24 protein-coding genes are annotated in these 23,951 nt (G+C 58.5%); all 24 read left to right on the top strand.

Going from position 1 to position 23,951, the window contains the following annotated elements; all coding sequences use genetic code 11:
• Positions 1-105: 105 nt before the first annotated feature.
• The 24 genes from AYI87_RS09840 (at position 106) to AYI87_RS09725 (ending at position 23,924) form a co-directional block, all read left to right on the top strand.
• On the top strand, positions 106-1,038 hold the full coding sequence (locus tag AYI87_RS09840) for a calcium/sodium antiporter (protein WP_144201670.1): 933 nt from the start codon (positions 106-108) through the stop codon (positions 1,036-1,038).
• Between the two features lie 171 nt (positions 1,039-1,209).
• Positions 1,210-1,875 carry a hypothetical protein gene (locus AYI87_RS09835; protein ID WP_144201668.1) on the top strand — a complete coding sequence of 222 codons (666 nt, stop codon included), beginning with the start codon at positions 1,210-1,212 and terminating at the stop codon, positions 1,873-1,875.
• 100 nt (positions 1,876-1,975) lie between these two features.
• Entirely contained in the window at positions 1,976-3,067 is a 1,092-nt protein-coding gene (locus AYI87_RS09830) for a sensor histidine kinase (RefSeq protein ID WP_144201666.1), read from the top strand.
• 7 nt (positions 3,068-3,074) lie between these two features.
• Positions 3,075-3,671, top strand: coding sequence for a response regulator transcription factor (locus AYI87_RS09825; RefSeq protein ID WP_144201664.1), 597 nt, complete (start codon positions 3,075-3,077; stop codon positions 3,669-3,671).
• A 157-nt stretch (positions 3,672-3,828) separates the two neighbouring features.
• A complete protein-coding gene (recG, locus tag AYI87_RS09820; RefSeq protein WP_144201662.1) occupies positions 3,829-5,904 on the top strand; it encodes an ATP-dependent DNA helicase RecG in 2,076 nt (691 codons plus the stop codon).
• A gap of 126 nt (positions 5,905-6,030) precedes the next feature.
• On the top strand, positions 6,031-6,903 hold the full coding sequence (locus AYI87_RS09815) for a DUF3014 domain-containing protein (protein ID WP_144201660.1): 873 nt from the start codon (positions 6,031-6,033) through the stop codon (positions 6,901-6,903).
• A 192-nt stretch (positions 6,904-7,095) separates the two neighbouring features.
• On the top strand, positions 7,096-7,830 hold the full coding sequence (locus AYI87_RS09810; protein WP_144201658.1) for a beta-ketoacyl synthase chain length factor: 735 nt from the start codon (positions 7,096-7,098) through the stop codon (positions 7,828-7,830).
• Complete coding sequence (locus AYI87_RS09805; protein WP_144201656.1) at positions 7,823-8,644, top strand: lysophospholipid acyltransferase family protein; 822 nt, start codon at positions 7,823-7,825, stop codon at positions 8,642-8,644. The genes AYI87_RS09810 and AYI87_RS09805 overlap by 8 nt, the downstream gene beginning before the upstream one ends.
• Positions 8,622-8,876, top strand: coding sequence for a phosphopantetheine-binding protein (locus AYI87_RS09800; protein WP_144201654.1), 255 nt, complete (start codon positions 8,622-8,624; stop codon positions 8,874-8,876). Before AYI87_RS09805 ends, AYI87_RS09800 begins: the two co-directional genes overlap by 23 nt.
• Positions 8,877-8,884: 8 nt before the next feature.
• Positions 8,885-9,133, top strand: coding sequence for an acyl carrier protein (locus tag AYI87_RS09795; protein ID WP_011867307.1), 249 nt, complete (start codon positions 8,885-8,887; stop codon positions 9,131-9,133).
• Entirely contained in the window at positions 9,133-9,681 is a 549-nt protein-coding gene (locus AYI87_RS09790) for a hypothetical protein (RefSeq protein WP_011867308.1), read from the top strand. Before AYI87_RS09795 ends, AYI87_RS09790 begins: the two co-directional genes overlap by 1 nt.
• A complete protein-coding gene (locus AYI87_RS09785) occupies positions 9,678-11,039 on the top strand; it encodes an AMP-binding protein (RefSeq protein WP_144201652.1) in 1,362 nt (453 codons plus the stop codon). The genes AYI87_RS09790 and AYI87_RS09785 overlap by 4 nt, the downstream gene beginning before the upstream one ends.
• A complete protein-coding gene (locus AYI87_RS09780) occupies positions 11,032-11,403 on the top strand; it encodes a thioester dehydrase (RefSeq protein ID WP_144201650.1) in 372 nt (123 codons plus the stop codon). Before AYI87_RS09785 ends, AYI87_RS09780 begins: the two co-directional genes overlap by 8 nt.
• The gene (locus AYI87_RS09775; RefSeq protein ID WP_144201648.1) at positions 11,403-13,121 is read left to right on the top strand and encodes a glycosyltransferase family 2 protein; all 1,719 of its coding nucleotides are present in this window, start codon (positions 11,403-11,405) and stop codon (positions 13,119-13,121) included. Before AYI87_RS09780 ends, AYI87_RS09775 begins: the two co-directional genes overlap by 1 nt.
• Positions 13,122-14,684, top strand: coding sequence for a histidine ammonia-lyase (hutH, locus tag AYI87_RS09770; RefSeq protein WP_144201646.1), 1,563 nt, complete (start codon positions 13,122-13,124; stop codon positions 14,682-14,684).
• Between the two features lie 10 nt (positions 14,685-14,694).
• Positions 14,695-15,129: an acyl-CoA thioesterase gene (locus AYI87_RS09765; protein WP_144201644.1), complete on the top strand. Its 435-nt coding sequence runs from the start codon at positions 14,695-14,697 to the stop codon at positions 15,127-15,129.
• Positions 15,126-15,881 (top strand): outer membrane lipoprotein carrier protein LolA, encoded by a 756-nt coding sequence (locus tag AYI87_RS09760; protein ID WP_144201641.1) that lies wholly within the window; start codon positions 15,126-15,128, stop codon positions 15,879-15,881. Before AYI87_RS09765 ends, AYI87_RS09760 begins: the two co-directional genes overlap by 4 nt.
• Positions 15,878-18,376: an MMPL family transporter gene (locus tag AYI87_RS09755; protein ID WP_144201639.1), complete on the top strand. Its 2,499-nt coding sequence runs from the start codon at positions 15,878-15,880 to the stop codon at positions 18,374-18,376. Before AYI87_RS09760 ends, AYI87_RS09755 begins: the two co-directional genes overlap by 4 nt.
• Complete coding sequence (locus AYI87_RS09750; RefSeq protein WP_144201637.1) at positions 18,373-19,632, top strand: NAD(P)/FAD-dependent oxidoreductase; 1,260 nt, start codon at positions 18,373-18,375, stop codon at positions 19,630-19,632. The genes AYI87_RS09755 and AYI87_RS09750 overlap by 4 nt, the downstream gene beginning before the upstream one ends.
• Positions 19,623-20,195: a DUF3261 domain-containing protein gene (locus tag AYI87_RS09745; RefSeq protein ID WP_144201635.1), complete on the top strand. Its 573-nt coding sequence runs from the start codon at positions 19,623-19,625 to the stop codon at positions 20,193-20,195. Before AYI87_RS09750 ends, AYI87_RS09745 begins: the two co-directional genes overlap by 10 nt.
• Before the next feature lie 21 nt (positions 20,196-20,216).
• Complete coding sequence (locus AYI87_RS09740; protein WP_144201633.1) at positions 20,217-21,422, top strand: beta-ketoacyl-[acyl-carrier-protein] synthase family protein; 1,206 nt, start codon at positions 20,217-20,219, stop codon at positions 21,420-21,422.
• A complete protein-coding gene (locus AYI87_RS09735) occupies positions 21,422-21,961 on the top strand; it encodes a thioester dehydrase (protein ID WP_409928968.1) in 540 nt (179 codons plus the stop codon). The genes AYI87_RS09740 and AYI87_RS09735 overlap by 1 nt, the downstream gene beginning before the upstream one ends.
• Positions 21,958-22,683: a 3-ketoacyl-ACP reductase FabG2 gene (locus AYI87_RS09730; RefSeq protein WP_144201631.1), complete on the top strand. Its 726-nt coding sequence runs from the start codon at positions 21,958-21,960 to the stop codon at positions 22,681-22,683. Before AYI87_RS09735 ends, AYI87_RS09730 begins: the two co-directional genes overlap by 4 nt.
• Positions 22,683-23,924 carry a beta-ketoacyl-ACP synthase gene (locus tag AYI87_RS09725; RefSeq protein WP_144201629.1) on the top strand — a complete coding sequence of 414 codons (1,242 nt, stop codon included), beginning with the start codon at positions 22,683-22,685 and terminating at the stop codon, positions 23,922-23,924. Before AYI87_RS09730 ends, AYI87_RS09725 begins: the two co-directional genes overlap by 1 nt.
• Positions 23,925-23,951 lie beyond the last annotated feature (27 nt).

Genomic DNA, 23,951 nt, shown 5'->3' with positions numbered 1-23,951 from the left:
ATCTGTGACGAGATAAACAAAGTTTAATAGCTCCCCCCTAAATTTTTGTTGCCTAAAATTGTGCAGCCTCTATGCTTGGCGCCCCGCTACTGTAGAGAGTCAATCATGTTCACCCCGCTAGCCCTTATCGCTGGTCTGCTCATCCTTATTCTTGGCGCCGAATCCCTGGTGCGTGGCGCCAGCGCGCTGGCCCTAAAACTCGGCGTCACCCCGCTGATCATCGGCCTCACCATAGTCGCCTTCGGCACCAGCGCCCCCGAGCTGGCGGTGAGCCTCAAGTCGGCCCTGGCCGGCAACTCAGGCATCGCCCTGGGCAATGTCGTCGGCTCCAACATCGCCAACATAGGTCTGATCCTCGGCTTGACCGCCCTGGTGCGCCCCATAGGCGTGCAATCTATGATGGTCAAGCGCGACATACCGCTGATGCTGTTTGCCAGCCTGCTCTTCTGGGGGCTGATCAGCGACGGCAGCCTCAGCCAACTAGACGGCGCCCTGCTCTGCTCCATGCTGATCGCCTATCTGGGGATGAACTACCTGTTCGATAAGCAGCAGGCCGATACCGAGTCGATGGAGCTCAAGCCGCTCGCACCTCTGTTGGCCGTGGTGCTACTCCTCGTTGGCATCGCCATGTTGGTCGGCGGCGGCATACTCTTTGTCGACGGCGCCGTGGCCCTCGCCAGACAGCTGGGCATGAGCGAGCTGCTTATCGGCCTGACCATCATCGCCATCGGTACCAGCATGCCAGAGCTTATCACCTCCCTGGTGGCCGCCAGACGCGGCGAGAGCGATATCGCCATCGGCAACCTGGTGGGCTCTAACCTGTTTAATATATTGGGGATCTTGGGGATAACCGCCCTGATTCACCCCATCACCGCCAGTGTGCCCAAGCTGGACATGCTGGTGATGGTCTCGCTGGCACTGCTGCTTCTGCCTCTGGCCTGGAGCGGCCTGCGCGTGGGACGGCGTGAAGGTGCCTTGCTGCTGCTCTGTTACCTCGTCTACCTGGGCTATTTGATCCTCTCCGCCCAATCCCTATGAGTTAGCGCCGCCTTTTTAGCGCTACCAATTTAGCTTTCCCGCCGATAAGGAATGACAAATGTCATCCCTTATCGGTGACATCTGTGCCTGCACAAAAATTGCCATCAGGCAGATACTCTCCTTAACCCCGCGACGGGGCATTACGCAACACAGGTTCTTAAGGAGAAGCCAATGAAAACACTTATCATCGCCACCAGCCTAGCCCTACTCAGCCCACTGAGCCAGGCCAATGACATTACCGAGATAGACAGCGCCGCCAATCGGATGGATATCGATCGCCTGAGCCAATTGAGCGAACAAAGCCAAGGTTACGAGCAGGCCTACGCCCTCTATCGCATGGCCATCAGTGCCAACATTCTTAGCCAGAAGGATCAGGCCCAGGCGGCATTGACCCGCGCCGAGAAGGCGCTGTCGCCCATTGCCGACCAAGGAGAGGCCGCCACCCTTCTGGCCTCAGTCTACGGCATGCAGATAGGCTTAGACATGAGTCAGGCCGCCAAGTATGGCACTAAGATGGCCGGCGCCCTCAATGACGCCGAAACCTTGGTCCCCCAGAGCCCCCGACTGGCACTGGTTAAGGCGATCGCCGCCTATTCCAGCCCTAAAGACCATGGCGGCAGCATGAAAAATGCCATCGCTTTTAGCTCAAAAGCCATTGATCTGTATCGAGAACCTTGCGATAACATCTGTTGGGGAGAGGCAGAGGCCTACACCTGGCGCGGCTTGGCCAAGCAGAATCTCGGTGACAAGGCGGGAGCCATTGCCGATTGGCAGGCCGCCCTGCAGGTACAGGCCGATTACGCCTGGGCAAGTTTCCTGCTAAAACAGAACCACTAAGGTAATCGGCTCAATATCGGTTGCCACTAAGCCAGATGGCTAAGCGTTAGAGCGCTCATAGCGCAACATCATGAACTTAGTGGCGCCTAGGATAAAGAAGATGGACAAATACCCTATTCCACACACCCTAGATATCGAGCGGGCGACCGAAGATAAGCTCGCCTGGGTCTATCTAATCAACCTGGGCTTCTATTTCATCCCGCTGTTCTTGCAGACTATGCCCACCTGGCACATAGTCCTTAGCTTGGTAGTGCTGGTGCCCTTTATCTACTGCTATTTTTGGGCCCACCGCAGCCCGAGTAAAACCGCCTACCAGCCTATCTTGCTGATCATCGCCCTGGCCTGTCTCATCACGCCGGTTAATATCGGCTCGCTGTCCCTGTTTACCTTTGCCGGTTTCTTTATCGGCTTTAACTACTCCCTGCCCAGGGCCTTCGCCAGCCTTATCGGCTTAGCCGTCATCCTAACGCTGCTAAGCCTAACCCTAGGTATTCACTACTACTTTGCAGTCTATGGCGTCGCCCTGATCACCGGCGTGGGTTTCTTTGGCGTGGCCGAGCGTAAGCGGGTCGAAGCCAAACGCGCCCAGCGGCAGAGTCAGCAGGAGATACGCCAGCTCGCCACCATGTTAGAGCGCGAACGTATCGCCCGGGATCTGCACGACATCATGGGGCACTCTCTCTCCTCTATCTCACTCAAGGCCGAGCTGGCGCGTAAGCTATTGGCCAAGGGGCAAGCCGACCAGGCCAGCGCCGAGCTGGCAGAACTGGAAACCATCGCCCGCGAAAGCCTCAGCCAAATCCGCCAAACGGTCTCAGGCTACAAACACAAAGGGTTAGACGCCGCCCTGACACACCTGTGCCAGATGCTGAGAGACAAGGGCATGGCCGTCATCCTCTCTGGTGAGCTGCCATCACAGCCACAGGAAGTAGAGACCCAGTTGATCCTCAGCCTGACCGAGCTGTGCAACAATGTTGTGCGCCATAGCCAAGGCGATAGCTGTAATATCGACCTGTCGGCAACACCTCAGGGGCTGCGGATCTCGGTCACAGACAATGGTAAGCTGAGGCAGCTCAGCGAAGGCAATGGCCTCACAGGCATACGCGAGCGACTGCGCCCCTTAGGTGGTACACTCAGTATTGAGCTCGAGCCAAACCCGCAATTTATCATCGAGTTACCAAATCAGGGATAGAGACAGGATGAAGATATTACTCGCCGAAGATCAAGCCATGGTCAGGGGTGCACTGGCCGCGCTCCTCACCCTAGAAGGCGACTTTGAGGTGATCCAGGCCTGTGACGGCGACCAGGCCCTGAGTCTGCTCAAGCAACAGGAGTTCGACCTGCTACTGACCGACATAGAGATGCCAGGCCTCAGCGGTCTGGAGTTGGCTCAATGGTGTCAAAACCAAGCGGCGCCCATTAAGGTCATCATCCTGACCACCTTTGGCCGTGCAGGCTATATCAAGCGTGCCATCGAGGCGGGCGTGGGTGGCTTCTTACTTAAGGACGCACCTTCCGAGACACTGATCCAGGCAATTAACGCCGTCAGCCGCGGCAAGCGCATCATAGATCCCGAACTGGCCATCATGGCCGTCGGCGAACAAGACCCGCTGAACGATAAGGAACGTCGGGCGCTCAGGCTCGCCAGCGAGGGACGCTCCAGCGCGGAGATCGCCGCCACCCTGTTCATCGCCGAAGGCACTGTGCGTAACTATCTCTCCGAGGCCATCGCCAAACTCAATGCCAGCAATCGCATCGACGCCGCTCGCATCGCCAAGCAAAAGGGCTGGCTGTAACCTCAGACTATGACCTCAGGCTTTACCCCCAAGCTTTAACCTGTCATAGCTAACGCGAGATTGCGTTCATGCCGAACTCTGATAGTATATGTATATATTTACAGTAATAGACTCAGGTTCTGGTTAAATAGAACGCTAAATCAAATGGGTACAAAGCGTGGATAGACTCGATCTCATGGCTGTGACAGAGTTAAAGGGCGTTGCCGCCAAGATGGCGCAGCGGCTGGAGAAACTCGGCATCAACACAGTCCAGGATCTGCTGTTTCACCTGCCACTACGCTACGAAGACCGCACCCAGATCTATCCCATCGCCGCCCTCTATCCCGGTAGCTACGGCACCATAGAGGGGATCATACAATCGACCCAGATCGTCCAGGGGCGCAAGCGTATGCTCACCTGTACGGTACGCGACGACTCGGGCACCATAACCCTGCGCTTCTTCAACTTCTCCGCCGCCATGCGTAACGGCCTCGAAGAGGGCGAGCGCATTCGAGCCTACGGCGAGGTGCGTCGGGGCAAGCTTCATCGGGAGATCATCCACCCGGAATACAAGATGCTCCACGGCGAGAGCGACTTTAGCCTCAGCGATACCCTGACCCCTATCTACCCAACCACAGAGGGACTCAAGCAGGCCAGCTGGATCCGTTTGACGGATCAGGCCTTGGCCCTGCTGGCCCATGGCGCACTGACCGAACTATTGCCGCCTCAGCTGAGGCCCAATCAGCTCTCATTGGTCGACGCGTTGCAACTGCTGCACAGGCCCCCGAGCGAGGTCAGCCCCTTTGCCCTGGAGCAGGGCACGCATCCGGCGCAGCAGAGGCTGATCCAGGAGGAGCTGCTGGCCCACAACCTGAGCATGTTACAGCTCAGGGCCCGCAGCAATCATGATAAGGCTATCGCGATGCAGCCCACCGGGCAGCTACTCAATCCCTTCCTGGCCTCTTTACCCTTCAAGCCCACTGGCGCCCAGCAGCGAGTGGTAGCCGATATCACCCAAGATCTCGGCAAGGCACATCCCATGATGCGTCTGGTGCAGGGCGATGTGGGCTCGGGCAAGACCCTAGTGGCGGCGCTGGCGGCGCTGCAGGCCATAGAGAGCGGCTATCAGGTCGCCATGATGGCACCGACGGAACTGCTCGCCGAGCAGCACGCCAACAACTTCGCCGCCTGGTTTGAGCCTCTGGGCCTCACCGTTGGCTGGCTGGCGGGTAAGCTCAAGGGCAAGGCGCGGGCACAGTCGCTGCAGCAGATTAAGAGCGGCGAAGCCCATATCGTCATCGGCACCCACGCCATCTTTCAGGAGCAGGTCGAGTTCAACCGTCTGTCGTTGATCATCATAGATGAGCAGCACAGGTTCGGGGTACATCAACGCTTGGGGCTGAGAGAGAAAGGGATCAGCCAGGGCTTCCATCCCCACCAGCTGATCATGACGGCAACGCCTATTCCCCGCACCCTGGCGATGACCGCCTATGCGGATCTCGATACCTCCATCATCGACGAGCTGCCGCCGGGCCGCACGCCGGTGACCACGGTTGCCATCTCAGACAATCGCCGCGGTGAGGTGATCGATCGCGTGCGCCGGGCCGCGCTGCAAGATGGGCGTCAGGCCTACTGGGTCTGTACCCTGATCGAAGAATCTGAGGTGCTGGAATGTCAGGCCGCCGAAGACACAGCCGAGGAGCTTAAACAGCTACTGCCCGAGCTGTCCATCGGCCTGGTACATGGCCGCATGAAACCCACTGAGAAACAGGCGATCATGGACGCCTTCAAGGCCGGCACCATACAGCTACTGGTGGCCACCACAGTGATCGAGGTAGGGGTCGATGTGCCCAACGCCAGCCTGATGATCATCGAAAACCCCGAGCGCCTGGGGCTCGCCCAACTGCATCAGCTGCGGGGGCGTGTCGGCCGTGGTGCCGTGGCCAGCCACTGCGTGCTGCTCTACAAGGCGCCGCTTTCCCATACCGCCACCCAGCGCTTAGGGGTGCTTAGAGACAGCAACGACGGCTTCGTGATCGCCCAGAAAGATCTGGAGATCCGCGGACCTGGCGAGGTCTTAGGCACCAAGCAGACGGGTATCGCCGACATGAAGATAGCGGACTTAGTGCGGGATCAGGCCCTCATTCCCCACATACAGAAACTGGCGCAGCATGTGATGCAAGAGGCGCCGGAAAACGTTGACGCCATAGTGCTGCGTTGGTTAGGCGAGCGCCAGCAATACGTGCAGGCCTAACTCAGCTAACAATTAAATATTTTTTATTTCACTGGCCGCCCCTAGACAAGCCCGGTGAATTTTGCAGAATGGAAAGAGGCCTCTGTGGTCACAGGGCTTATTCCAGCCACAATTCAAGGAAATCTCATGCAAGTCAGTCAAGAAGATAGAATTGCCCCACAGACAGCGCGCAGCGGGATCAATGCGCTCAGCATTGCCGTGGTGATCATATTAGTGTTGCTCGCCGCCGGCGCCTACTATTTCCTGGGCAGTGACGAACCCGCGCCCGAGCCTGAATTGCCAGCCCCTATTACCCTGCCTGAGCCAGAGCCCGAGCAGCCCTTGCCAACCGATGCGGCCTTGCCTGAGCCAGAAAACCTGGCGCCGGAGCCTGAAACCCAGGTAGAAGAAGCCCCTGCCGAGGCGGTTGAGACCCTGCCGACACTGGGCGAAAGCGATCAATATGTTCATGACAAGACGGTCGAAGTCGCCAATGGCATGAAGATAGACCCGCTACTGGTCGAGAAAGATATCGTCAGACACTTCGTGGTGTTCGTCGACAACCTGGCCCAGGGCGAGCTGGCCCGCAAGGTGAGCCCACTCAAGGCGCCCAACAGCAAGTTTACCGTCTCCGAGGTGACCAACAAGACCTACCTCAATCCCGACAGCTACCATAGGTATGATCTCTATGCGAACTTCGTCGATAACCTGGACGAGGAGCAGCTGCTTAGCACCTATAACAAGGTGAAGCCGCTGCTGGGTGAGGCCTTTGCCGAGCTGGGTTATCCCGACATGAATTTCGATGACCGTATGGTAGAGGCGATCGACGTCATGCTATCCGCCCCCGTCATCGACGCGCCGATTGAGCTGGACAGCGTCAGCGTAAACTATAAGTTTGTCGACCCTCAGCTCGAGAGCCTTCCCAACGCCCAGAAGCTGATGATCCGCATGGGTCCGGAAAACAGCAAGAAGGTCAAGGCCGCCCTGCGTAAGCTCAAGAAGCAGCTCAAACAGTCATAACCCCCAGCTCGCCCACCTCCCCGTGGGCGAGCTCCCTCCTACCTCCTCAGTTCACACTATCTAGCAACAGATCAATCACATATTTATGTCACCCGTCAAAGGGTGTACAATAGCCGCCCCACAAATACACCTTGTGGCTCAGTTTCTGGTTATGGAAAACATCAGCAAGACGCTGTATTTAGAGGCAAAGTAGTGCGGTTACACTTTCACATTCATTCTGCGGGCGCCTGGTCTCCCCTATACCAGTGCTTAAGCGATTGGCAAACATGGCCAACGCCGCCGGCAGATGCCGAGCAGCTCGCTCAGGCCGCCCCGGCGCTGAAGCAAGTGCCCGCCATGCAAAGGCGACGCTTTAGCAAGCTCACCAAGATGTTGCTGGATGTCGCCTTTCAGTGCAATGCGCCCGCCCAATGCCGCACCATCTTCGCCTCTCGCCACGGCGAGCTTAATCGCACAGTGGATCTGCTGCAGGACATAGTGCGCCAGCAGCCCATTTCGCCCATAGGTTTTAGCCAGTCGGTGCATAACACCGCCAGCGGCATCTTCAGCATATTGACGGATAACCGCGCGCCTTCGACCTCGATCGCCGCCGGTGAGGCCACCCTCACCCAGGCCCTTGTCGAGGCCTATGGTCAACTGGCGGAGGACAACTCGCCGCTGCTGCTGGTGTTTGGCGACGAGCCCGTGTCAGATATCTATAAAGAATTTACCCAGGAACCCGAGCTGCCGCTCGCCATCGCACTGCAGATGTCATTGAGCAAGGAGCAGGTTTCAGGCACTCAGCTAGTCATTGAAACCAAGCCAGATGCCTCCGAATTAGCGGCGGCGCAGCCGCTGAGCTTTGGCCAAGTGATCCACGCCATCGCCGCCCAGCAACCGCTCGAGGGGCGTCTGAATCAATACCTGGTGCGGATCTGTCATGACTAGTCAGGTCGTCGCCAAACGCCTGACCGGCATCGCCTATATTCCTCGCTGGCTCGGCGGGGTGAGCTGCTATATCGCCTTCGGTTTAGGGGGCCTGCTCAGCTCACTCACCATATTGCCCGTGCTGAGGTTCTGGCCCGGCAGCCAGCAGGTGCGTATCGCCCGGGTGCAGCGCGCTGTGCACCTGATGTTTCGCGGCTTCGTGCGTATGCTCACCTGGGCCGGAGTGATTCGGGTGACCACCCAAGATCTGCAACGGCTGGAAAGTGCCAAGGGCAAGGTGATCATCGCCAACCATCCGACCCTGGTCGACGTGGTGGTGCTAATCAGCCTGATGCCCAATGTCGGCTGTATCGTCAAGCAGGGACTATGGCGTAACCCCTTCCTGCGGGGCGTAGTCTCCTGCGCCGGTTATATTCCCAACCGCGGCGCCGATCTCCTGCTCAAGGATTGCAGCGAGGTGCTGGCCCAAGGCACTAACATGATCATCTTTCCCGAGGGCACACGTACCGTTAAGGGCGAGATAGTTAACGAATTTGCAAGGGGCGCAGCCAATATCGCCCTGCGCACAAACACAGACCTGATCCCCGTGGTATTAAGAACCAATGCCGTCGGCCTGACCAAGCAGGAACCCTGGTATGAGATACCTCGCCAAACCATAGGCATGAATGTCGAAGTAGGCGAAACTATCGAGCATATCAGGTATCATGCTCAAACGGGTGGAGACGCCAAGATGGCCCGTCAGTTGACGCGGGATCTCGAAGAATATTATAAACAACAACTTGATAAAAATTATGAGCTTACAAAACGAAATTAAACGACTCATCATAGATTGCCTGGATCTCGAAGATGTCAGCATCGACGACATCGACACGAATGCGCCGCTCTTTGGCGACGGTCTGGGACTGGACTCTATCGATGCACTTGAGCTGGGACTGGCCATCAAGAAGCAGTTCGATGTCAAAATCGAAGCCAACTCGGAAGCCACCAAGGCCCATTTCTACAGTGTTGCCAGCCTGGCAAGCTTTATCGAATCTCAACGCGGTTAGGAGGCAGCATGCAAAATCGTGAGCAAATTCTACAGATGCTGACTCAGATCCTGGTGGATGAGTTTGAAATCGATGCCGACGACATCACCCCAGAGGCGTCTCTGTATCAAGAGCTGGATCTGGACAGCATAGACGCTGTGGATCTGGTGATTAAACTACAACAACTCACGGGCAAGAAGATCCAGCCCGACGAGTTTAAGGCCGTGCGTACCGTCGATGACGTAGTTACGGCTATCGAAGGGCTAGTGAAGCAGTAATGCGCCTGTTTCTGCAACTAGTCACCGGCCTGGTCGTGCTGGGGTACCCCCTGGCCGTCTACTTCGGCCTGAACTATTTGCCGCCGGGTGTGATCGCCCTCCTGCTCTGCTCTCTGCTGCTGCTCAGGCTCGCATTGCAGAGGCAACAGGTCAGGGCCATGATGCTGCCAATCGTCGTGGGTATATTCCTGACCGCGGGCAGCTACCTGGCGAAGCAAACTGCCTGGCTGCTCTACTATCCCGTGGTGATCAACCTGAGCATGTTGGCGCTGTTTGCCTACTCCCTCAAACATGGTCCCACCATGATTGAGCGTCTCGCCAGGCTGAAGGAGCCGGATCTGCCCGACGAGGCGATCCCCTACCTGCGTAAGGTCACCCAGATCTGGTGTGGTCTGTTTGTCTTCAATGGCGCCATGGCCCTCTACACCGCCAGCGCCACTAGCCTGGCGACCTGGACCCTCTATAATGGATTTATCGCCTATCTGCTGATCGGTACGCTGCTCGGCGGAGAATGGTTATATCGCACCTTCTGGTTGAAAAAGTCATGACAGCCCTACTCAAACATTGGCTCAGGCATGGGCCGGCGAGCCAGCAGCTTATCAGCTTCAATCACCACGATATTCTGACGGGTGAGGCCTTTACCGCCCAGGTGGCCGCCATCTTCGAGGCCCTGAGCCAACACAAGGCCAAGCGCTGGCTGTTGGCCTGCGACAGCAGCGACCTGTTCGCGGTCGGCCTGTGCGCCGGTCTGCTGGCGGGTAAGCAGCTTATTCTGCCCGCCAACACCCAGTGCGGTACCCTGAGCGAACTCACCCATGAGTTCGATGCAGTGCTGGCAGACAGTCCACTATGCGAGGCCAAAGACTATGTCGCCCTGCATAAGGATCTCAAACATCCTGGCCCCTGGCCCACCAGCGAAACATTTGGCGAGTTGATCCTCTTTACCTCTGGCTCAAGCGGTCAGCCCAAGGCGATCACTAAGACGCTGGATCAGCTCGATGCCGAGGTGACGGTGCTGGAACAGACCTTTGCCAATCATCTGCCCCAATGCAGCGTGATCGCCACCGTCTCCCATCAGCATATCTATGGTCTGTTGTTTAAGGTGCTCTGGCCCCTGGCCGCCAGTCGCCCCTTCTTGAGCGATCTGGTGGAATACCCAGAGACCCTGACCTATTACGCCAACCTGTTCCCTAATCTCTGCCTGATCAGCAGCCCGGCGCAGCTCTCTCGCCTGCCAGAAGCCCTGGAGCATCAGCCGCAGCTGCGCGCGCCCAGCCTGATCTTCAGCTCGGGCGGCCCGCTGAGCCTGGAGGCCGCCAATGCCATCGCCCACTGCTATGGCAAGCCGCCCATCGAGGTCTTCGGCAGCACGGAAACCGGCGGCATCGCCTATCGTCGTCAGCAGGACAACCAGCAGAGCTGGCGCGCCTTTGCCACCCATGAGATCAAGCAAGATCCAGACGACGGTGCCCTCTGGCTCAAGTCCCCTTATCTGGAAAACAACAACTGGCTCAGGTGTGACGACAAGATACAACTAATCGCCCCCGGCGAGTTCGTGTTGCAGGGACGACTGGATCGCATCGTCAAGATAGAGGAGAAGCGCCTGTCACTGGTGCAGATGGAAGCCCTGCTGGAGAGCCACCCCTTGGTGGATCAGGCCGCGCTCGTGGTGCTGAAGCAACCCAGGGTACAGCTGGGCGCCGCCATCAGGCTGTCTACCGAAGGCAACGCCTTGCTGGAGCAGGAAGGTAAACTGGCGGTCAACAACGCCCTCAAGCAGCATCTGCTGAGTCAGTTTGAGCGCGTTACCCTGCCAAGACGCTGGCGTTATCCCGCCGAACTACCGCTCAACACCCAGGGCAAGCGTATCCACAAGGAGCTGTTGGAGTTGTTTCTTCATGATTAAATCTAACCTGCCACCTATCATGGCCAAACGTTGCCTGGAAGATGGCGTCGAATGGCAGCTGCGCATCGATGCCGACCTGCCCTATTTCGGGGGACATTTCCCCGAGCAGGCGGTGCTTCCCGGCGTAACTCAATTGGATTGGGCGGTGCAGCTGGGCGCCAGCGAATTTGGCTATGCGCCCCAGGTGCAGGGTCTAGAGGTACTCAAGTTTCAACAGTTGATCCTGCCCGGCAGCGAGGTGCAACTGAAGATCAGCCTCAATCGCGCCAAACATAAGCTCACCTTCGCCTACTATCAGGGCGAGCAGCGCTTCGGCTCGGGCCGTATCTGCCTGACGCCACACGACAACGAGGAGAGAGGCTGATGCAGCTGGCATTAGTCATCCCCAACTACAACCATCGCCAGGCGATCAAGGCTACCCTTGCACGCCTGGAGCCCTTGGGACTCACCTGTTATCTGGTCAACGATGGCAGCGATGACGAGACCCGTCACCTGCTCTGCCAGCTGGCGGCGCAGCACGACTGGGTGCGACTGCTGCATCATCCCTTCAACCGGGGCAAGGGCGCGGCGGTGATGACTGGCCTCAGGGCTGCCTATGCCGATGGTTTTAGCCATGCGCTACAGGTGGACGCCGACGGTCAGCACGATCTTGACGATATTCCAAAGATGATAGAGACGGCTAAGGCTCAGCCCCAGGCGCTGATCTCAGGCCTGCCGCAATACGACGAGTCCGTGCCCAAGGGGCGCCTCTATGGCCGCTACCTCACCCACTTCTGGGTCTGGGTCGAGACCCTGAGCCTGGATATTCGAGACTCCATGTGCGGTTTTCGCGTCTACCCTCTGGCCGCCACCGAGCAGCTGTTTCTCAACGAGGCACTGGGCGAGCGCATGGACTTCGATATCGAGGTGCTGGTCAAGCTCTACTGGCAGGGCGTCGAGGTAAAACACCTGCCGACAAGGGTGATCTACCCAGAAGATGGCACCAGCCACTTCCAGGGCTTCAAAGACAATGTGCGCATCTCCGCCATGCACAGCAAGCTCTTCTTCGGCATGTTAAGACGCATGCCACAGCTGCTGCGCCACAAGCGTAGTCGCCCCAAGTCGGTGAAACACTGGTCTCGCATGGGCGAGCGCGGCAGCTACTGGGGCATCAAGCTGTTGGCCACCAGTTATAAGCTGGGCGGCCACTGGCTATGCCGCGCCATCATGTATCCGGTGATCTGCTACTTCTTCGCCACGGGCCGCACGGCGCGGCACGCCAGCCAGACTTTCCTGCGTCAGGTGCAGCAACTCGAACCCAAGCATCCGGATCTCCAGGGCGAGATAAACTGGCGCCACAGCCTCAAGCACTTCATCGCCTTCGGCAATGCGGCACTGGATCGCATCGATGCCTGGTGCGACCGCATCAAACTCAGCCAGGTCGACTTTCCCGACCGCGAGGTACTCGCCAAACCGCTGGCCCAGGGACAAGGTGCCGTGCTGCTGGTCTCCCACCTGGGTAACCTGGAGCTTTGCCGCGCCATCTCGATTCACCAGCGCAAGGTGAAGGTCAACGTCATGGTGCTGACCCAGAACGCGGAGAACTTCAACCGGGTACTAAAACAGCTCAATCCAGACAGTGCCCTCAACCTGATCCAGGTGACCGAACTGGGCCCCAGCACCTCTATGCTGTTGCAAGAGAAGATAGAGCAGGGAGAACTCGTGGTGATCGCCGGCGATCGCACCTCCACCAGCAGTGAAGGCCGGGTACTTTACGCCCCCTTCATGGGTAAGGAGGCGCCTTTCCCACAAGGTCCGTTTATTCTGGCCAGCCTGCTGGACTGCCCCGTGTACCTGATGTTCTGCCTCAGGGAAAACGGTCGCTACCGGGTGCACGTAGAGCACTTTGCCGACACCCTCAAGGGGCCGCGTGCCGGCCGCATGGAACGACTACAAGCAGCGGTGAACCGTTACGCCGAGCGTCTGGAACACTACGCCCGCCGTGCACCGCTGCAATGGTTTAATTTTTTCGATTTTTGGCGCAAGGACGATGAACTCCTACGCGAGGCCAAGCCTCAAACGCCTAACAGGACAGAGAAATAGATGACACAGACGACTCAATTCCCCACCTCCACCACCTTGGTCGAATTTGGCCAGCGTAATCTCAATCTCGAGGAGGTCGTTGCCATCGCCAAGGGCGCTAAGGCCCAGCTCAAGGAGAGCGCCGACTATCAGGAATATATCCAGAAAGGTGCCCGCTTTATCGACAGCCTGCTGGCCGAAGAGGGCGTGGTCTATGGCGTCACCACGGGCTACGGCGACTCCTGCACAGTCACGGTCGGCCTGGATCTGGTGCACGAACTGCCGCTGCATCTGTCGCGCTTCCACGGCTGCGGCATGGGTAGTATTCTCTCCGTCATGCAGGCCAGGGCCGTGATGGCATGCCGCCTAAGCTCGCTGGCCGTGGGTAAATCTGGCGTCAGTTACGAACTGCTGAAACGCATCGAGACTCTGCTGAATCTTGGCATCACCCCGGTTATCCCCGAAGAGGGCTCTGTGGGCGCCAGCGGCGATCTCACTCCCCTCTCCTACCTGGCCGCCGTACTAGTGGGTGAGCGCGAGGTGATCTACCAAGGCGAGCGCCGTTCTACTGCCGATGTGTACAGTGAACTCGACATTACCCCGCTAACCCTGCGTCCCAAGGAGGGTCTGGCCCTGATGAACGGCACCGCCGTCATGACGGCGCTGGCCTGTCTTGCCTACGACAGGGCTCAATACCTGAACCGTCTGGCCAGCCGTATCACAGCCATGGCCTCGCTGACGCTCAAGGGTAACTCCAACCATTTCGACGACATACTATTTGCGGCCAAGCCCCATCCGGGCCAAAACCAGATCGCCGCCTGGATTCGCGAAGACCTCAACCACCATGAGCATCCACGCAACTCAGATCGCCTACAGGACAGATACTCGATCCGCTGCGCGCCGCACATCATAGGCGTGCTGCAAGACGCCCTGCCCTTCATGCGTCAGTTTATCGAGACCGAACTCAATAGCGCCAACGACAACCCTATCGTCGATGGCGAGGGTGAGCACGTGCTCCACGGCGGCCACTTCTACGGCGGCCATATCGGCTTCGTGATGGACTCGATGAAGAACGCCATCGCCAATATTGCCGACCTGATCGACCGCCAGATGGCGCTGGTGATGGACCCTAAATTTAACAATGGCCTGCCCGCCAACCTATCTGGCGCCCAAGGCAGCCGTAAGGCGATCAACCACGGCTTCAAGGCGGTGCAGATAGGCGTATCGGCCTGGACCGCCGAGGCACTGAAGAACACCATGCCTGCCAGTGTCTTCTCGCGCTCCACCGAGTGTCATAACCAAGACAAGGTGAGCATGGGCACTATCGCCGCCCGCGACTGTATGCGCGTGTTGCAGCTCACCGAACAGGTGGCCGCGGCTGCGTTGTTGGCCATGACCCAGGGCATTCACCTGCGTATCGCCCAGGGCGAGCTGTGTCATGCCTCGCTCACCACCTCTGTCGCCAAGACCCTAGATCAGGTCAGCGCCGACTTTGAACTGCTCACCGAAGACAGACCCCTGGAAACCGTGCTTAGGCAGACGGTAGACAAGATCCAGCAGGGACTGTGGGAAGTGTGTCACTAGGAGGCGCAAGATGAAGGCACTGCTCACCACAGAGATGGAGATGGTCATCCCCTTCCACGACGTCGACTCCATGGGGATCACCTGGCACGGTAACTATCTGAGGTATTTCGAGATCGCCCGCTGTCAGCTACTGGACGAAATAGACTATGGCTACCGCAAGATGCAGGCCTCAGGCTATGCCTGGCCCATTATCGATCTGCAGATAAAATATGTGCAGGCCAGCACCTTCGAGCAGAGGGTCAAAGTGATCGCCAACCTAGTGGAGTGGGAGAACCGTCTCAAGATCACCTATCAGGTACGCGACGCCGAGACCAACCAGCGCCTGACCAAGGGTTATACCGTACAGGCGGCGGTCGAGATGGAAAGTAAGGAGCTCTGCCTAGTCACCCCTGACTGCTTCAGAAACAAGATAGCCCACCTGCTGCCCAGCGAGGCGCTGGCATGATGACCTCTTTGCTTCACCGCATCGCTAGCCTTCACCGCTTAGCTAAGGCCGGCCTGTTTTGCCTGCTGTTTTGTCCTATGTTCTGCCTGAGCCTCGTTAGCTTCGTAACTCATGCAGAACAATTAACCGACTATGAGGCACTTTTTAAAGCTTCAGCAGACAATGCGGCCCTATCCAAGCTGGTAACCCGCCTGGGCGGCGGTGAGTCGGCAAGGGGCGAGTTTACCCAGTCCCGCTACCTCAAGGTGCTGAAGAAGCCGCTGGTGAGCCGCGGCGAGTTCCTGTTTCAGGACAAACTGGGGATCGCCTGGCTACAGACAGCGCCCTTCCCCTCTGGCCTGGTGCTGACACAAAACACCCTGGTGCAGATAGATGCCGACGGCAATCGTCAGATAAGCCACGCCGATGACAATCCACAGGCAGGTGCCATGGCGCAGATGATGCCAAACCTATTGAGCGCGCTGCTAGGTGGCGATCTCGCCCCCCTGGAGGCACAGTTTACCCTGCACCTGCAGCAACAAGCAGAGTGCTGGCAACTGGGCCTGGAGCCGATAGATCCCCTCATCAAGCAGGCGATGCCACGCATAGTGCTAAAGGGAAGCGAACAACTTGAATCTCTCAGCCTCCTGGATAACCGCGGCGATCTCAGCGTGATCGAATTTAACGCCCTGGCGCAGCGTCCGTTGACGGCGGATGAGCAGGCCTATTTTAAACTCGACGCCGACCCTCGCCCCGCGACAGAGGCGAGATGATCCTCAACCTCAGCGACCGCCTGGGTCGCCTCTCTGCCAATACCCGCCTGATTATCTGGCTGGTGCTGCTGGCCGCCATGGCGCTGCTGGCCGCCCAGGCGCTGAGCCGCGGCGCCGGGGTGCAGAGTGACATCCTGGCCATGCTCCCCAAGATCCAGGAAGATCCCCTCACCCAGAGGGCGATAGACAGGGTCGAGCAGCAACTGGCCAATCGTATCTACCTAGGGGTCGTCAGCCCGGACCAGGCCACTGCCGTCAAAGGCGCCAAGCAACTGCTGAGTGCACTCCAGGGGGCACCCGAGGCCTTTAGCCAAGTGCAGAGCGCCGACATGCAAGGCGCCCAGGCACTCAATCGCTTCTATTTTCCCTATCGCTTTCACCTGCTCACCGCGCAGCAGAAAGATCTGCTCGCAAGTGGACAATTAGCCAAGTTGGAGGCTAATGCGCTCGCCCAGCTCTACAATGCCTTCGGCTACGCCAAAAGCCAGCTATTGAGCCAAGACCCTCTATTGCTCTACCCCGAGCTACTGAAACAGCTCTCGCCCCAACGCCGCCTCAAGGTGGTCGACGGCATTCTGGTCGGCCAGGAATTAACCCAGGATGCTACCGATAGAACCTCCTTAAACAAAGACAGACAGGGAAACAGCGTCGCCATCGTCATGGCCCAGGGAGTCGGCAGTGCCTTCAACCCTAAGGCGCAGGAGCTGCAGTTAGTCAGGCTCGAAAAGGCGATAAGCCAGATGCAACAGAGCCTTGGGCCTGAGCAGAGAGTAAGTGTGCTAAAAGGTGGCGCCCTGTTTCATGCCGCGGCGGCAACAACACAGGCGAAGAGAGAGGTCTCCAGCCTTGGGCTCGCCTCGCTGATCGGCGTGATCCTGCTGGTATGGCTAGCGTTTCGCTCCATGATGCCGCTCACCATAGCTGCCCTGACCATAGCCACCAGCCTGTTATTTGCCCTGAGCGCGACCCTGTGGATCTTCACCCAGGTTCACCTGCTCACCCTGGTATTCGGTACCAGCCTGATAGGGATCGCCATCGACTACAGCTTCCACTTCTACTGTGAGCGGCTGCAAAGCCAGAAAGCAGATTCAGGGATAACCGCGACTAATGCCGTAGCCCGCGTGTTTCCCGCCGCCAGTCTGGCACTGCTCACCACTGTCATCGCCTACCTGGCCATCGGCCTGACGCCATTCCCCGGCATGCAACAGGTGGCCGTATTCTGCGCCGCGGGACTCCTCGGCGCCTATCTGACACTGATCTTCGCCTATCCCAAGCTAGCGAGCAGCGCCATGAAACCCGGCGACCGCGCGCTCGGCCTGGCGGCGCGTTACCTCTCCTTCATGAAGGTCATCGCGCGCCCCATCAGTAGGTTCAGGGGCGTAGCGCTTATTTTCGGCCTGCTGCTCGTGGCTATATTCGGCCTGAATAGACTCGGGGTGAACGATGATATTCGCGCCCTGCAGCAGAGTCCTCTGAGCGTCACCCAGGGAGAGCAACGACTGCGCCAGGTGATGAGCGGCGGCACAGATAACCAGTTTATCCTGGTTCGGGCAGAGACCGCTGAGAAACTGCTGACAAGGCTGGAGGCGCTTTCGCCGACGCTCGGCTCACTGCAGCATCAGGGTGTGCTAGGTAACTCGGTTAATCTGCCCCGCTACCTGCCCAGTCTGGCAAGCCAGCAGGAAGCCTATCGCCTACAGGGGCAGATCTATCACAAGCTGCCTGAGGTGTTAGCGCGTCTAGGATTAGATGGCGACTTGGCACCTTCCCTGATGGCGAACTTCGAGGCCAGCGCCAATGAGACCATCACCCCAGATAATTTCTTCGCCTCCCGGGCCGGTGAACTGTTCGCCCCCCTATGGCTCACGCCCGATGGGGCTCAAGCTCATGCCCAAACTCAAGCTAAAACACAGCCGAGCGATAAAACCTCGGACAGTGACGGCGCCACCTACGGCGCAATTGTCCTGCTGGGCGGCATCACAGATCTTCACGCCTTAACCCAGGCGATCAGCCCATTAAGTGGCGTATCCTTGGTGGATAAGGTGCAGGATATCTCGGATGTGATGGCCAAGTATCGCAGCCTAACCCTAAGCCTGCTAGGCCTGGCGCTTGTGGTCGCTGGGCTTATCTTCTCGCTGCGCTTCGGCCTCAAGATGGCCCTGTGGATCACAGCCGTGCCCGCCCTCGCAGCGCTGCTCACCCTGGCAGGCCTGGGATTAGCCGGCTCACCACTCACCCTGTTTCATGCACTGGCGCTGATCTTGGTCTTTGGCATAGGCGTCGACTACAGCCTGTTTTTCGCCGAGAGCCATAGAGGCGAAGGCGTGATGATGGCGGTATTCATGTCCGCCTGTTCGACCCTGATGGCCTTCGGTCTGCTGGCCTTCAGCCAGACACCGGCCATCCACTATTTCGGCCTGACATTACTCCTAGGGATAGGCCTTACCTTCGTGCTCTCCCCCTTTATTCACACATTAACAAGGATTGATAAGTGACCCCTTTCGCGCAAACAGCCGCTCAGACGGACCATTATGATGTGATAGTGATAGGTGCGGGCCCCTCGGGCAGCGTTGCCGCCAGCCTGCTGCATCAACAGGGTAAGCGTGTCTTAGTCTTGGAGAAGCAGCACTTCCCCCGCTTCTCCATCGGCGAGAGCCTACTGCCCTGCTGCATGCAGGTGATTGCCGAGGCCAATATGCTCGATGCAGTCAATCAGGCGGGGTATCAATTCAAGAATGGCGCGGCCTTCAACGCCAATGGCCGCTCGACCTACTTCGACTTTACCGACAAGTTCACCCCGGGGCCGGGCACCACCTTTCAGGTCGAGCGTGGCGACTTCGATAAGCTACTCGCCGACACTGCCGCCAGCCAAGGGGTCGAGATCCGCTATGGCCAGCGTGTCGATGCCGTGGATCTGAGCCAACAGCCCAGGCTCACCGTCAGCGACGAGCAGGGAGAGAGCTATGAGCAGAGCGCCGATTACCTGCTGGATGCCAGTGGCTTCGGCCGCGTGCTGCCTAGATTGCTGGATCTGGAGCGCCCCTCCAATCTACCCAGCCGCACGGCGATATTTACCCATATCCAGGACAATATCGACAGCGTCGACATGGGCGACTACCACTTCGATCGCAACAAGATACTGATCAGCGTCCACCCGGATAATCGTGACATCTGGTATTGGCTGATCCCCTTCAGCAACGGTCGCTGCTCGCTGGGTGTGGTGGGCGAGCCTCACCTGCTGGGCGAAGATGCCGATCTCGAGGCCACATTGATGCGCCTGGTGCGGGAAGAGCCGCGCCTCAAGCAGCTACTCAGCCGCGCCGAGATAATACGCAAGCCCGCCAAGCTGGCAGGTTACTCGGCCAACGTCAGCACCCTGGCTAGCGATAAATTTGCCCTGCTGGGTAATGCCGGTGAGTTTCTCGATCCCGTGTTCTCCTCTGGCGTCACTATCGCGATGCAATCAGCCTCAATTGCGGCTAAATGTGTCGTGAAACAGCTCAATGGTGAATCGGTCGACTGGCAGACAGAGTATGCCCAGCCGCTGATGCGCGGCGTCGATACCTTCAGAACCTATGTGCAGGCCTGGTACGATGGCCGCTTCCAGGATGTGATCTTCTATCAAAACCCTAACCCTAAGATTAAGCAGATGATCTGCTCTATCCTGGCGGGCTACGCCTGGGACGAGAGCAACCCGTTTGTCGCCGAGTCTGAGCGTCGTCTCAACATGGTGGTCGAGTTATGCCGTTAAGGGCGAGTCTCCTCATCTGCATGGCGCTGTTACTGAGCGCCTGCGCCCACAAGCTAGACAGGCAAACCTGTATGGCCCTGGCTCAGGGAGTCGACTACTGCCTGGCGCCTCTGCCCGACTCGGCGCCCGTCAGTCAAAGCCAGCTGGTCAAACTCAAGGTGAAACAGGCCAGGCATCAGCTGCTGAGTCAGCTGGATCTGACGCCCGAGTCGCTCACCCTGGTAGGCCTGGCCCCTCTCGGACAGCCGCTGTTTACCCTCAGCTATGACGGCCAGCGGCTGATCAGCGAGCAGAGCGTCCTATTGGGAGATCAATTTAAGGCCGAGTATCTCCTTGGGCTGCTGCAATTGATATACTGGCACCCAGAAGATGTAAATCACCATTTACAAGGCGCGACACTGGCCGCCTACGCCTGTGATGCAGCCTATTGCAGAAGATTATATGCTAGCGATGGCGAGACAATCATGGATATCCGCTATAGCCGGAATAGCCCCTGGACAGCCGAGGTGACGCTAGATTTTCACCAGGCTCAGCTGACGCTGAACATCCAGCCGCTAGAGTAAACGTAAACAAGAACGGACACGATGACACAGATAGCTATCACCCACCTAGGATTATGCACCCCATTGGGCGACGATCCCCAGACCGTCTTACGCCGCCTGCTCGATGGCGATACCCAGGGCATGAGGTGGCGTGACGACCTAATCCCTGACAGCCAGGTGTTGGTGGGAATGGTCACCACAGAGTTGCCGAGCATAGCGCCAGAATTACAAAGATTCGACTGTCGCAACAATCAGTTACTCCAGCGCGCCGCCGAGCAGATTGCCCCGGCGGTCGAGGCGGCTAAGACCCAATACGGAGCGGATCGCATAGGTATAGTGCTAGGCACCAGTACCTCGGGGATCGCCAGGGGCGAGAAGGCACTGGCCTACCGCGCCGAGCATGGTGTATTGCCCGCCGATTACCTCTACTCCAAGCAGGAGCTAGGTAACAGCTGTGACTTTCTGCAGCACTATTTCGACCTCGCAGGCCCCTGCTACACGGTATCGACCGCCTGCTCATCCAGCGCCAAGGTATTCGCCAGCGCCAAGCGCCTGCTACTAGCTGGCGTCTGCGACATGGTGATCGTCGGCGGCGCCGACAGCCTGTGCAAGCTGACCCTGAACGGCTTCCACTCGCTGGAATCTGTTTCCAAGGCCCATTGCCAACCCTTTAGCCGCAACCGCGACGGCATCAACATCGGCGAGGGTGCGGCGCTATTTACCTTAACCCTAGGCAAGGCCGAGCTGATGCTCGCGGGTGTGGGGGAGTCCAGCGACGCCCACCATATCTCTTCACCCCATCCAGAGGGCGATGGCGCCGTGGTCGCCATCGAGATGGCGCTCAAGGATGCAGCGATCGCCCCGTCACGGGTTGGCTACATCAATCTACACGGCACGGCGACCATAAAGAATGATGCCATGGAGAGTCGCGCCCTGCTCAAGGTGTTCGGCGAGCAGCTGCCACCAGTGAGTTCTACTAAACCGCTCACTGGCCATGCCTTGGGCGCCGCCGGTGCCTTGGAGGCGGCCTTCTGCCTGCTGCTCCTCTCAGATCTTAATCGAGAGCATGGGCTGCCGCCTCAGGTGGGCGATCAAGAGTGGGATGGCGACAACCCGGCACTGCCCTTCGTATCACAAGGGCACAGCACTCGGCCTGAGAATGCCAGGCTCGAATATGTCATGAGCAACTCCTTTGCCTTTGGCGGCAGCAATGCCAGCGTCATCTTCTGCCGGGGAGCCAAGCGATAATGTCAACGCAAGAATTACAATCTGAATCACAAGCTATGTCACAGCCAAACACAGCGCTTACCGAGATACCGCTTGAACAGGTGCTGCCCCACCGCGCACCTATGATCTTAATCGACAAGCTGCTCGAGCAGGCTCCAGACACACTGCTTACCGAGGTGAGCATAAGCACAAACAGCGCCTATTTCGACGCTGCCAGCCAGTCTGTGCCTAACTATGTGGGCATAGAATATATGGCTCAGAGCATCGCCGCCCTCGCAGGTCTGGAGGCCAGCGCCCGAGGCGAACCCATTCGTGTCGGCTTCCTGCTCGGCACGCGCAAGTTAACATTCGCGATCCCCGCCTACCGACTCGGCGAGCGTTATCAGACCCGAGTCAGCCGCCTCTATCAGGAAGATAACGGTCTGGCGGTGTTTGATTGTAAAATATTCCACAACAATCAACTTGTGGCAGAGGCTAATGTCAATGTATTCCAGCCTCAAGACACCCAGGCCTATATCTTGGAGAGCCAGGCGGGTACAGAAGAAGAGAAAGCAAGATGAATAAACGTGTATTGATCACAGGTGCCAGTCGCGGCATAGGCAAGGCCATCGCCCTCAAGCTGGCCGAGACAGGCTATGATATCGCCCTGCATTTCCACAGCAATCAGGCGGCGGCCGACGCAACCCAGGCAGAGCTCGAGGCATTAGGGGCCAAGGTGAGCCGCCTACAGTTCGACGTGGCGGACCGCGCCGGCGTCAAGGCGGCCATAGAGGCCGATATCGACCAGCACGGCGCCTACTATGGCGTGGTGCTCAACGCAGGGATCACCCGGGACACCGCCTTTCCTGCCATGAGCGACGAAGAGTGGGACGGGGTGATCCACACCAACCTGGACGGCTTCTACAACGTAATCCACCCCTGCACCATGCCGATGATCCAGTCTCGCCAGGGTGGTCGCATCATCACCATGGCGTCTGTCTCCGGCATCGCGGGTAACCGTGGCCAGGTCAACTACAGCGCCTCCAAGGCGGGCATCATAGGCGCTACCAAGGCGCTGAGCCTGGAGCTGGCCAAACGTAAGATCACGGTCAACTGCATCGCCCCCGGGCTGATAGAGACAGACATGGTGGAGTCGTTCCCCCAGGAGATGGTCAAGGAGCTGGTACCTATGCGCCGCATGGGCAAGGCCTCGGAGATCGCCGGCCTGGCCAACTTCCTCATGTCTGATGACGCGGCCTACATCACCCGCCAGGTGATCTCGGTAAATGGTGGCATGATCTGATGAATAACAAGACTCGACGCGTAGTGATCACTGGCGCCGGCGGCGTCACCGCCCTGGGCCACGACTGGCCAAGCATCGCCCAGCGCCTGCAGGCCAAGCAAAATAGCGTCCAGCGCATAGACGAGTGGGACAGGTTCGACGGACTCAACACACGTCTGGCCGCACCGGTCACAGACTTTGAACGCCCGAGCCACTATTCGCGCAAGAAGATCCGCTCCATGGGACGAGTCTCTGTCATGGCGGCCTGGGCCAGCGAGAAGGCGCTGATGGATGCCGGCCTGCTGGACGATCCCATAGTGACCTCAGGTGCCATGGGCATCGCCTATGGCTCCTCCACCGGCAGTACGGATCCCATCATCGCCTTCGGCGACATGCTTAAAGAGGGCGACATGTCTGGGGTCACGGCCACCAGCTATATCCGCATGATGGCCCATACCACTGCGGTCAACGTCGGTGTCTTCTTCGGTCTCAAGGGTCGGGTGCACACCACCAGCAGCGCCTGTACCTCGGGCAGCCAGGGCATAGGCTACGCCTATGAGGCGATCAAATATGGTCAGCAGGATCTCATGTTAGCCGGCGGCGCCGAGGAGCTCTGCCCCACCGAGGCCGTGGTGTTCGATACCCTGTTTGCCACCAGCACCAAGAATGACGCCCCAAGCGAGACGCCGAGCCCCTTCGATCGTGACAGAGATGGCCTGGTGATCGGCGAAGGTGCCTGTACCTTGGTACTGGAAGAGCTGGAACACGCCAAGGCCCGCGGCGCTAAGATCTACGCCGAATTAGTGGGTTTCGGCACCAACTCTGATGGCCTGCATGTCACTCAGCCTAACGCCGAGACCATGGAAGTAGCTATCCGCCTGGCCCTGAAGGATGCCGACCTGGACGCCGACAAGATAGGCTATGTCAATGCCCATGGCACAGCCACGGATCGCGGCGATATCGCCGAGACCCAGGCCACTCAGGCGGTATTTGGCGAGCGCATGCCCATCTCCTCCCTCAAGAGCTACACGGGCCACACCTTGGGCGCGTGCGGCGCACTGGAGGCCTGGCTCAGCGTCGAGATGATGAATGCCGGCTGGTTTGCCCCCACCCTCAACCTCAAGCATATCGATCCCGCCTGTGGTCAACTGGACTACATAAAAGATGAGGTTCGTAAGCTCGACACCGACTATGTGATGAGCAACAACTTCGCCTTCGGCGGCATCAACACCTCGCTAATCTTCAAGCGCTGGCAAGACTAATATCGAGACAACCGCCACGAATGATCG

Source organism: Shewanella sp. KCT (genome assembly GCF_007636505.1).
Classification (GTDB): domain Bacteria; phylum Pseudomonadota; class Gammaproteobacteria; order Enterobacterales; family Shewanellaceae; genus Shewanella; species Shewanella halotolerans.
Note: the sequence above shows the minus strand (reverse complement) of the source record. Positions and strands in the feature narration are given on the sequence as shown.

Coding starts and splice junctions, on each gene's coding strand:
- AYI87_RS09840 (WP_144201670.1), top strand. CDS start 106: ATGTTCACCCCGCTAGCCCTTATCGCTGGTCTGCTCATCCTTATTCTT.
- AYI87_RS09835 (WP_144201668.1), top strand. CDS start 1,210: ATGAAAACACTTATCATCGCCACCAGCCTAGCCCTACTCAGCCCACTG.
- AYI87_RS09830 (WP_144201666.1), top strand. CDS start 1,976: ATGGACAAATACCCTATTCCACACACCCTAGATATCGAGCGGGCGACC.
- AYI87_RS09825 (WP_144201664.1), top strand. CDS start 3,075: ATGAAGATATTACTCGCCGAAGATCAAGCCATGGTCAGGGGTGCACTG.
- AYI87_RS09815 (WP_144201660.1), top strand. CDS start 6,031: ATGCAAGTCAGTCAAGAAGATAGAATTGCCCCACAGACAGCGCGCAGC.
- AYI87_RS09805 (WP_144201656.1), top strand. CDS start 7,823: ATGACTAGTCAGGTCGTCGCCAAACGCCTGACCGGCATCGCCTATATT.
- AYI87_RS09800 (WP_144201654.1), top strand. CDS start 8,622: ATGAGCTTACAAAACGAAATTAAACGACTCATCATAGATTGCCTGGAT.
- AYI87_RS09795 (WP_011867307.1), top strand. CDS start 8,885: ATGCAAAATCGTGAGCAAATTCTACAGATGCTGACTCAGATCCTGGTG.
- AYI87_RS09790 (WP_011867308.1), top strand. CDS start 9,133: ATGCGCCTGTTTCTGCAACTAGTCACCGGCCTGGTCGTGCTGGGGTAC.
- AYI87_RS09785 (WP_144201652.1), top strand. CDS start 9,678: ATGACAGCCCTACTCAAACATTGGCTCAGGCATGGGCCGGCGAGCCAG.
- AYI87_RS09780 (WP_144201650.1), top strand. CDS start 11,032: ATGATTAAATCTAACCTGCCACCTATCATGGCCAAACGTTGCCTGGAA.
- AYI87_RS09775 (WP_144201648.1), top strand. CDS start 11,403: ATGCAGCTGGCATTAGTCATCCCCAACTACAACCATCGCCAGGCGATC.
- hutH (WP_144201646.1), top strand. CDS start 13,122: ATGACACAGACGACTCAATTCCCCACCTCCACCACCTTGGTCGAATTT.
- AYI87_RS09765 (WP_144201644.1), top strand. CDS start 14,695: ATGAAGGCACTGCTCACCACAGAGATGGAGATGGTCATCCCCTTCCAC.
- AYI87_RS09760 (WP_144201641.1), top strand. CDS start 15,126: ATGATGACCTCTTTGCTTCACCGCATCGCTAGCCTTCACCGCTTAGCT.
- AYI87_RS09755 (WP_144201639.1), top strand. CDS start 15,878: ATGATCCTCAACCTCAGCGACCGCCTGGGTCGCCTCTCTGCCAATACC.
- AYI87_RS09745 (WP_144201635.1), top strand. CDS start 19,623: ATGCCGTTAAGGGCGAGTCTCCTCATCTGCATGGCGCTGTTACTGAGC.
- AYI87_RS09740 (WP_144201633.1), top strand. CDS start 20,217: ATGACACAGATAGCTATCACCCACCTAGGATTATGCACCCCATTGGGC.
- AYI87_RS09735 (WP_409928968.1), top strand. CDS start 21,422: ATGTCAACGCAAGAATTACAATCTGAATCACAAGCTATGTCACAGCCA.
- AYI87_RS09730 (WP_144201631.1), top strand. CDS start 21,958: ATGAATAAACGTGTATTGATCACAGGTGCCAGTCGCGGCATAGGCAAG.
- AYI87_RS09725 (WP_144201629.1), top strand. CDS start 22,683: ATGAATAACAAGACTCGACGCGTAGTGATCACTGGCGCCGGCGGCGTC.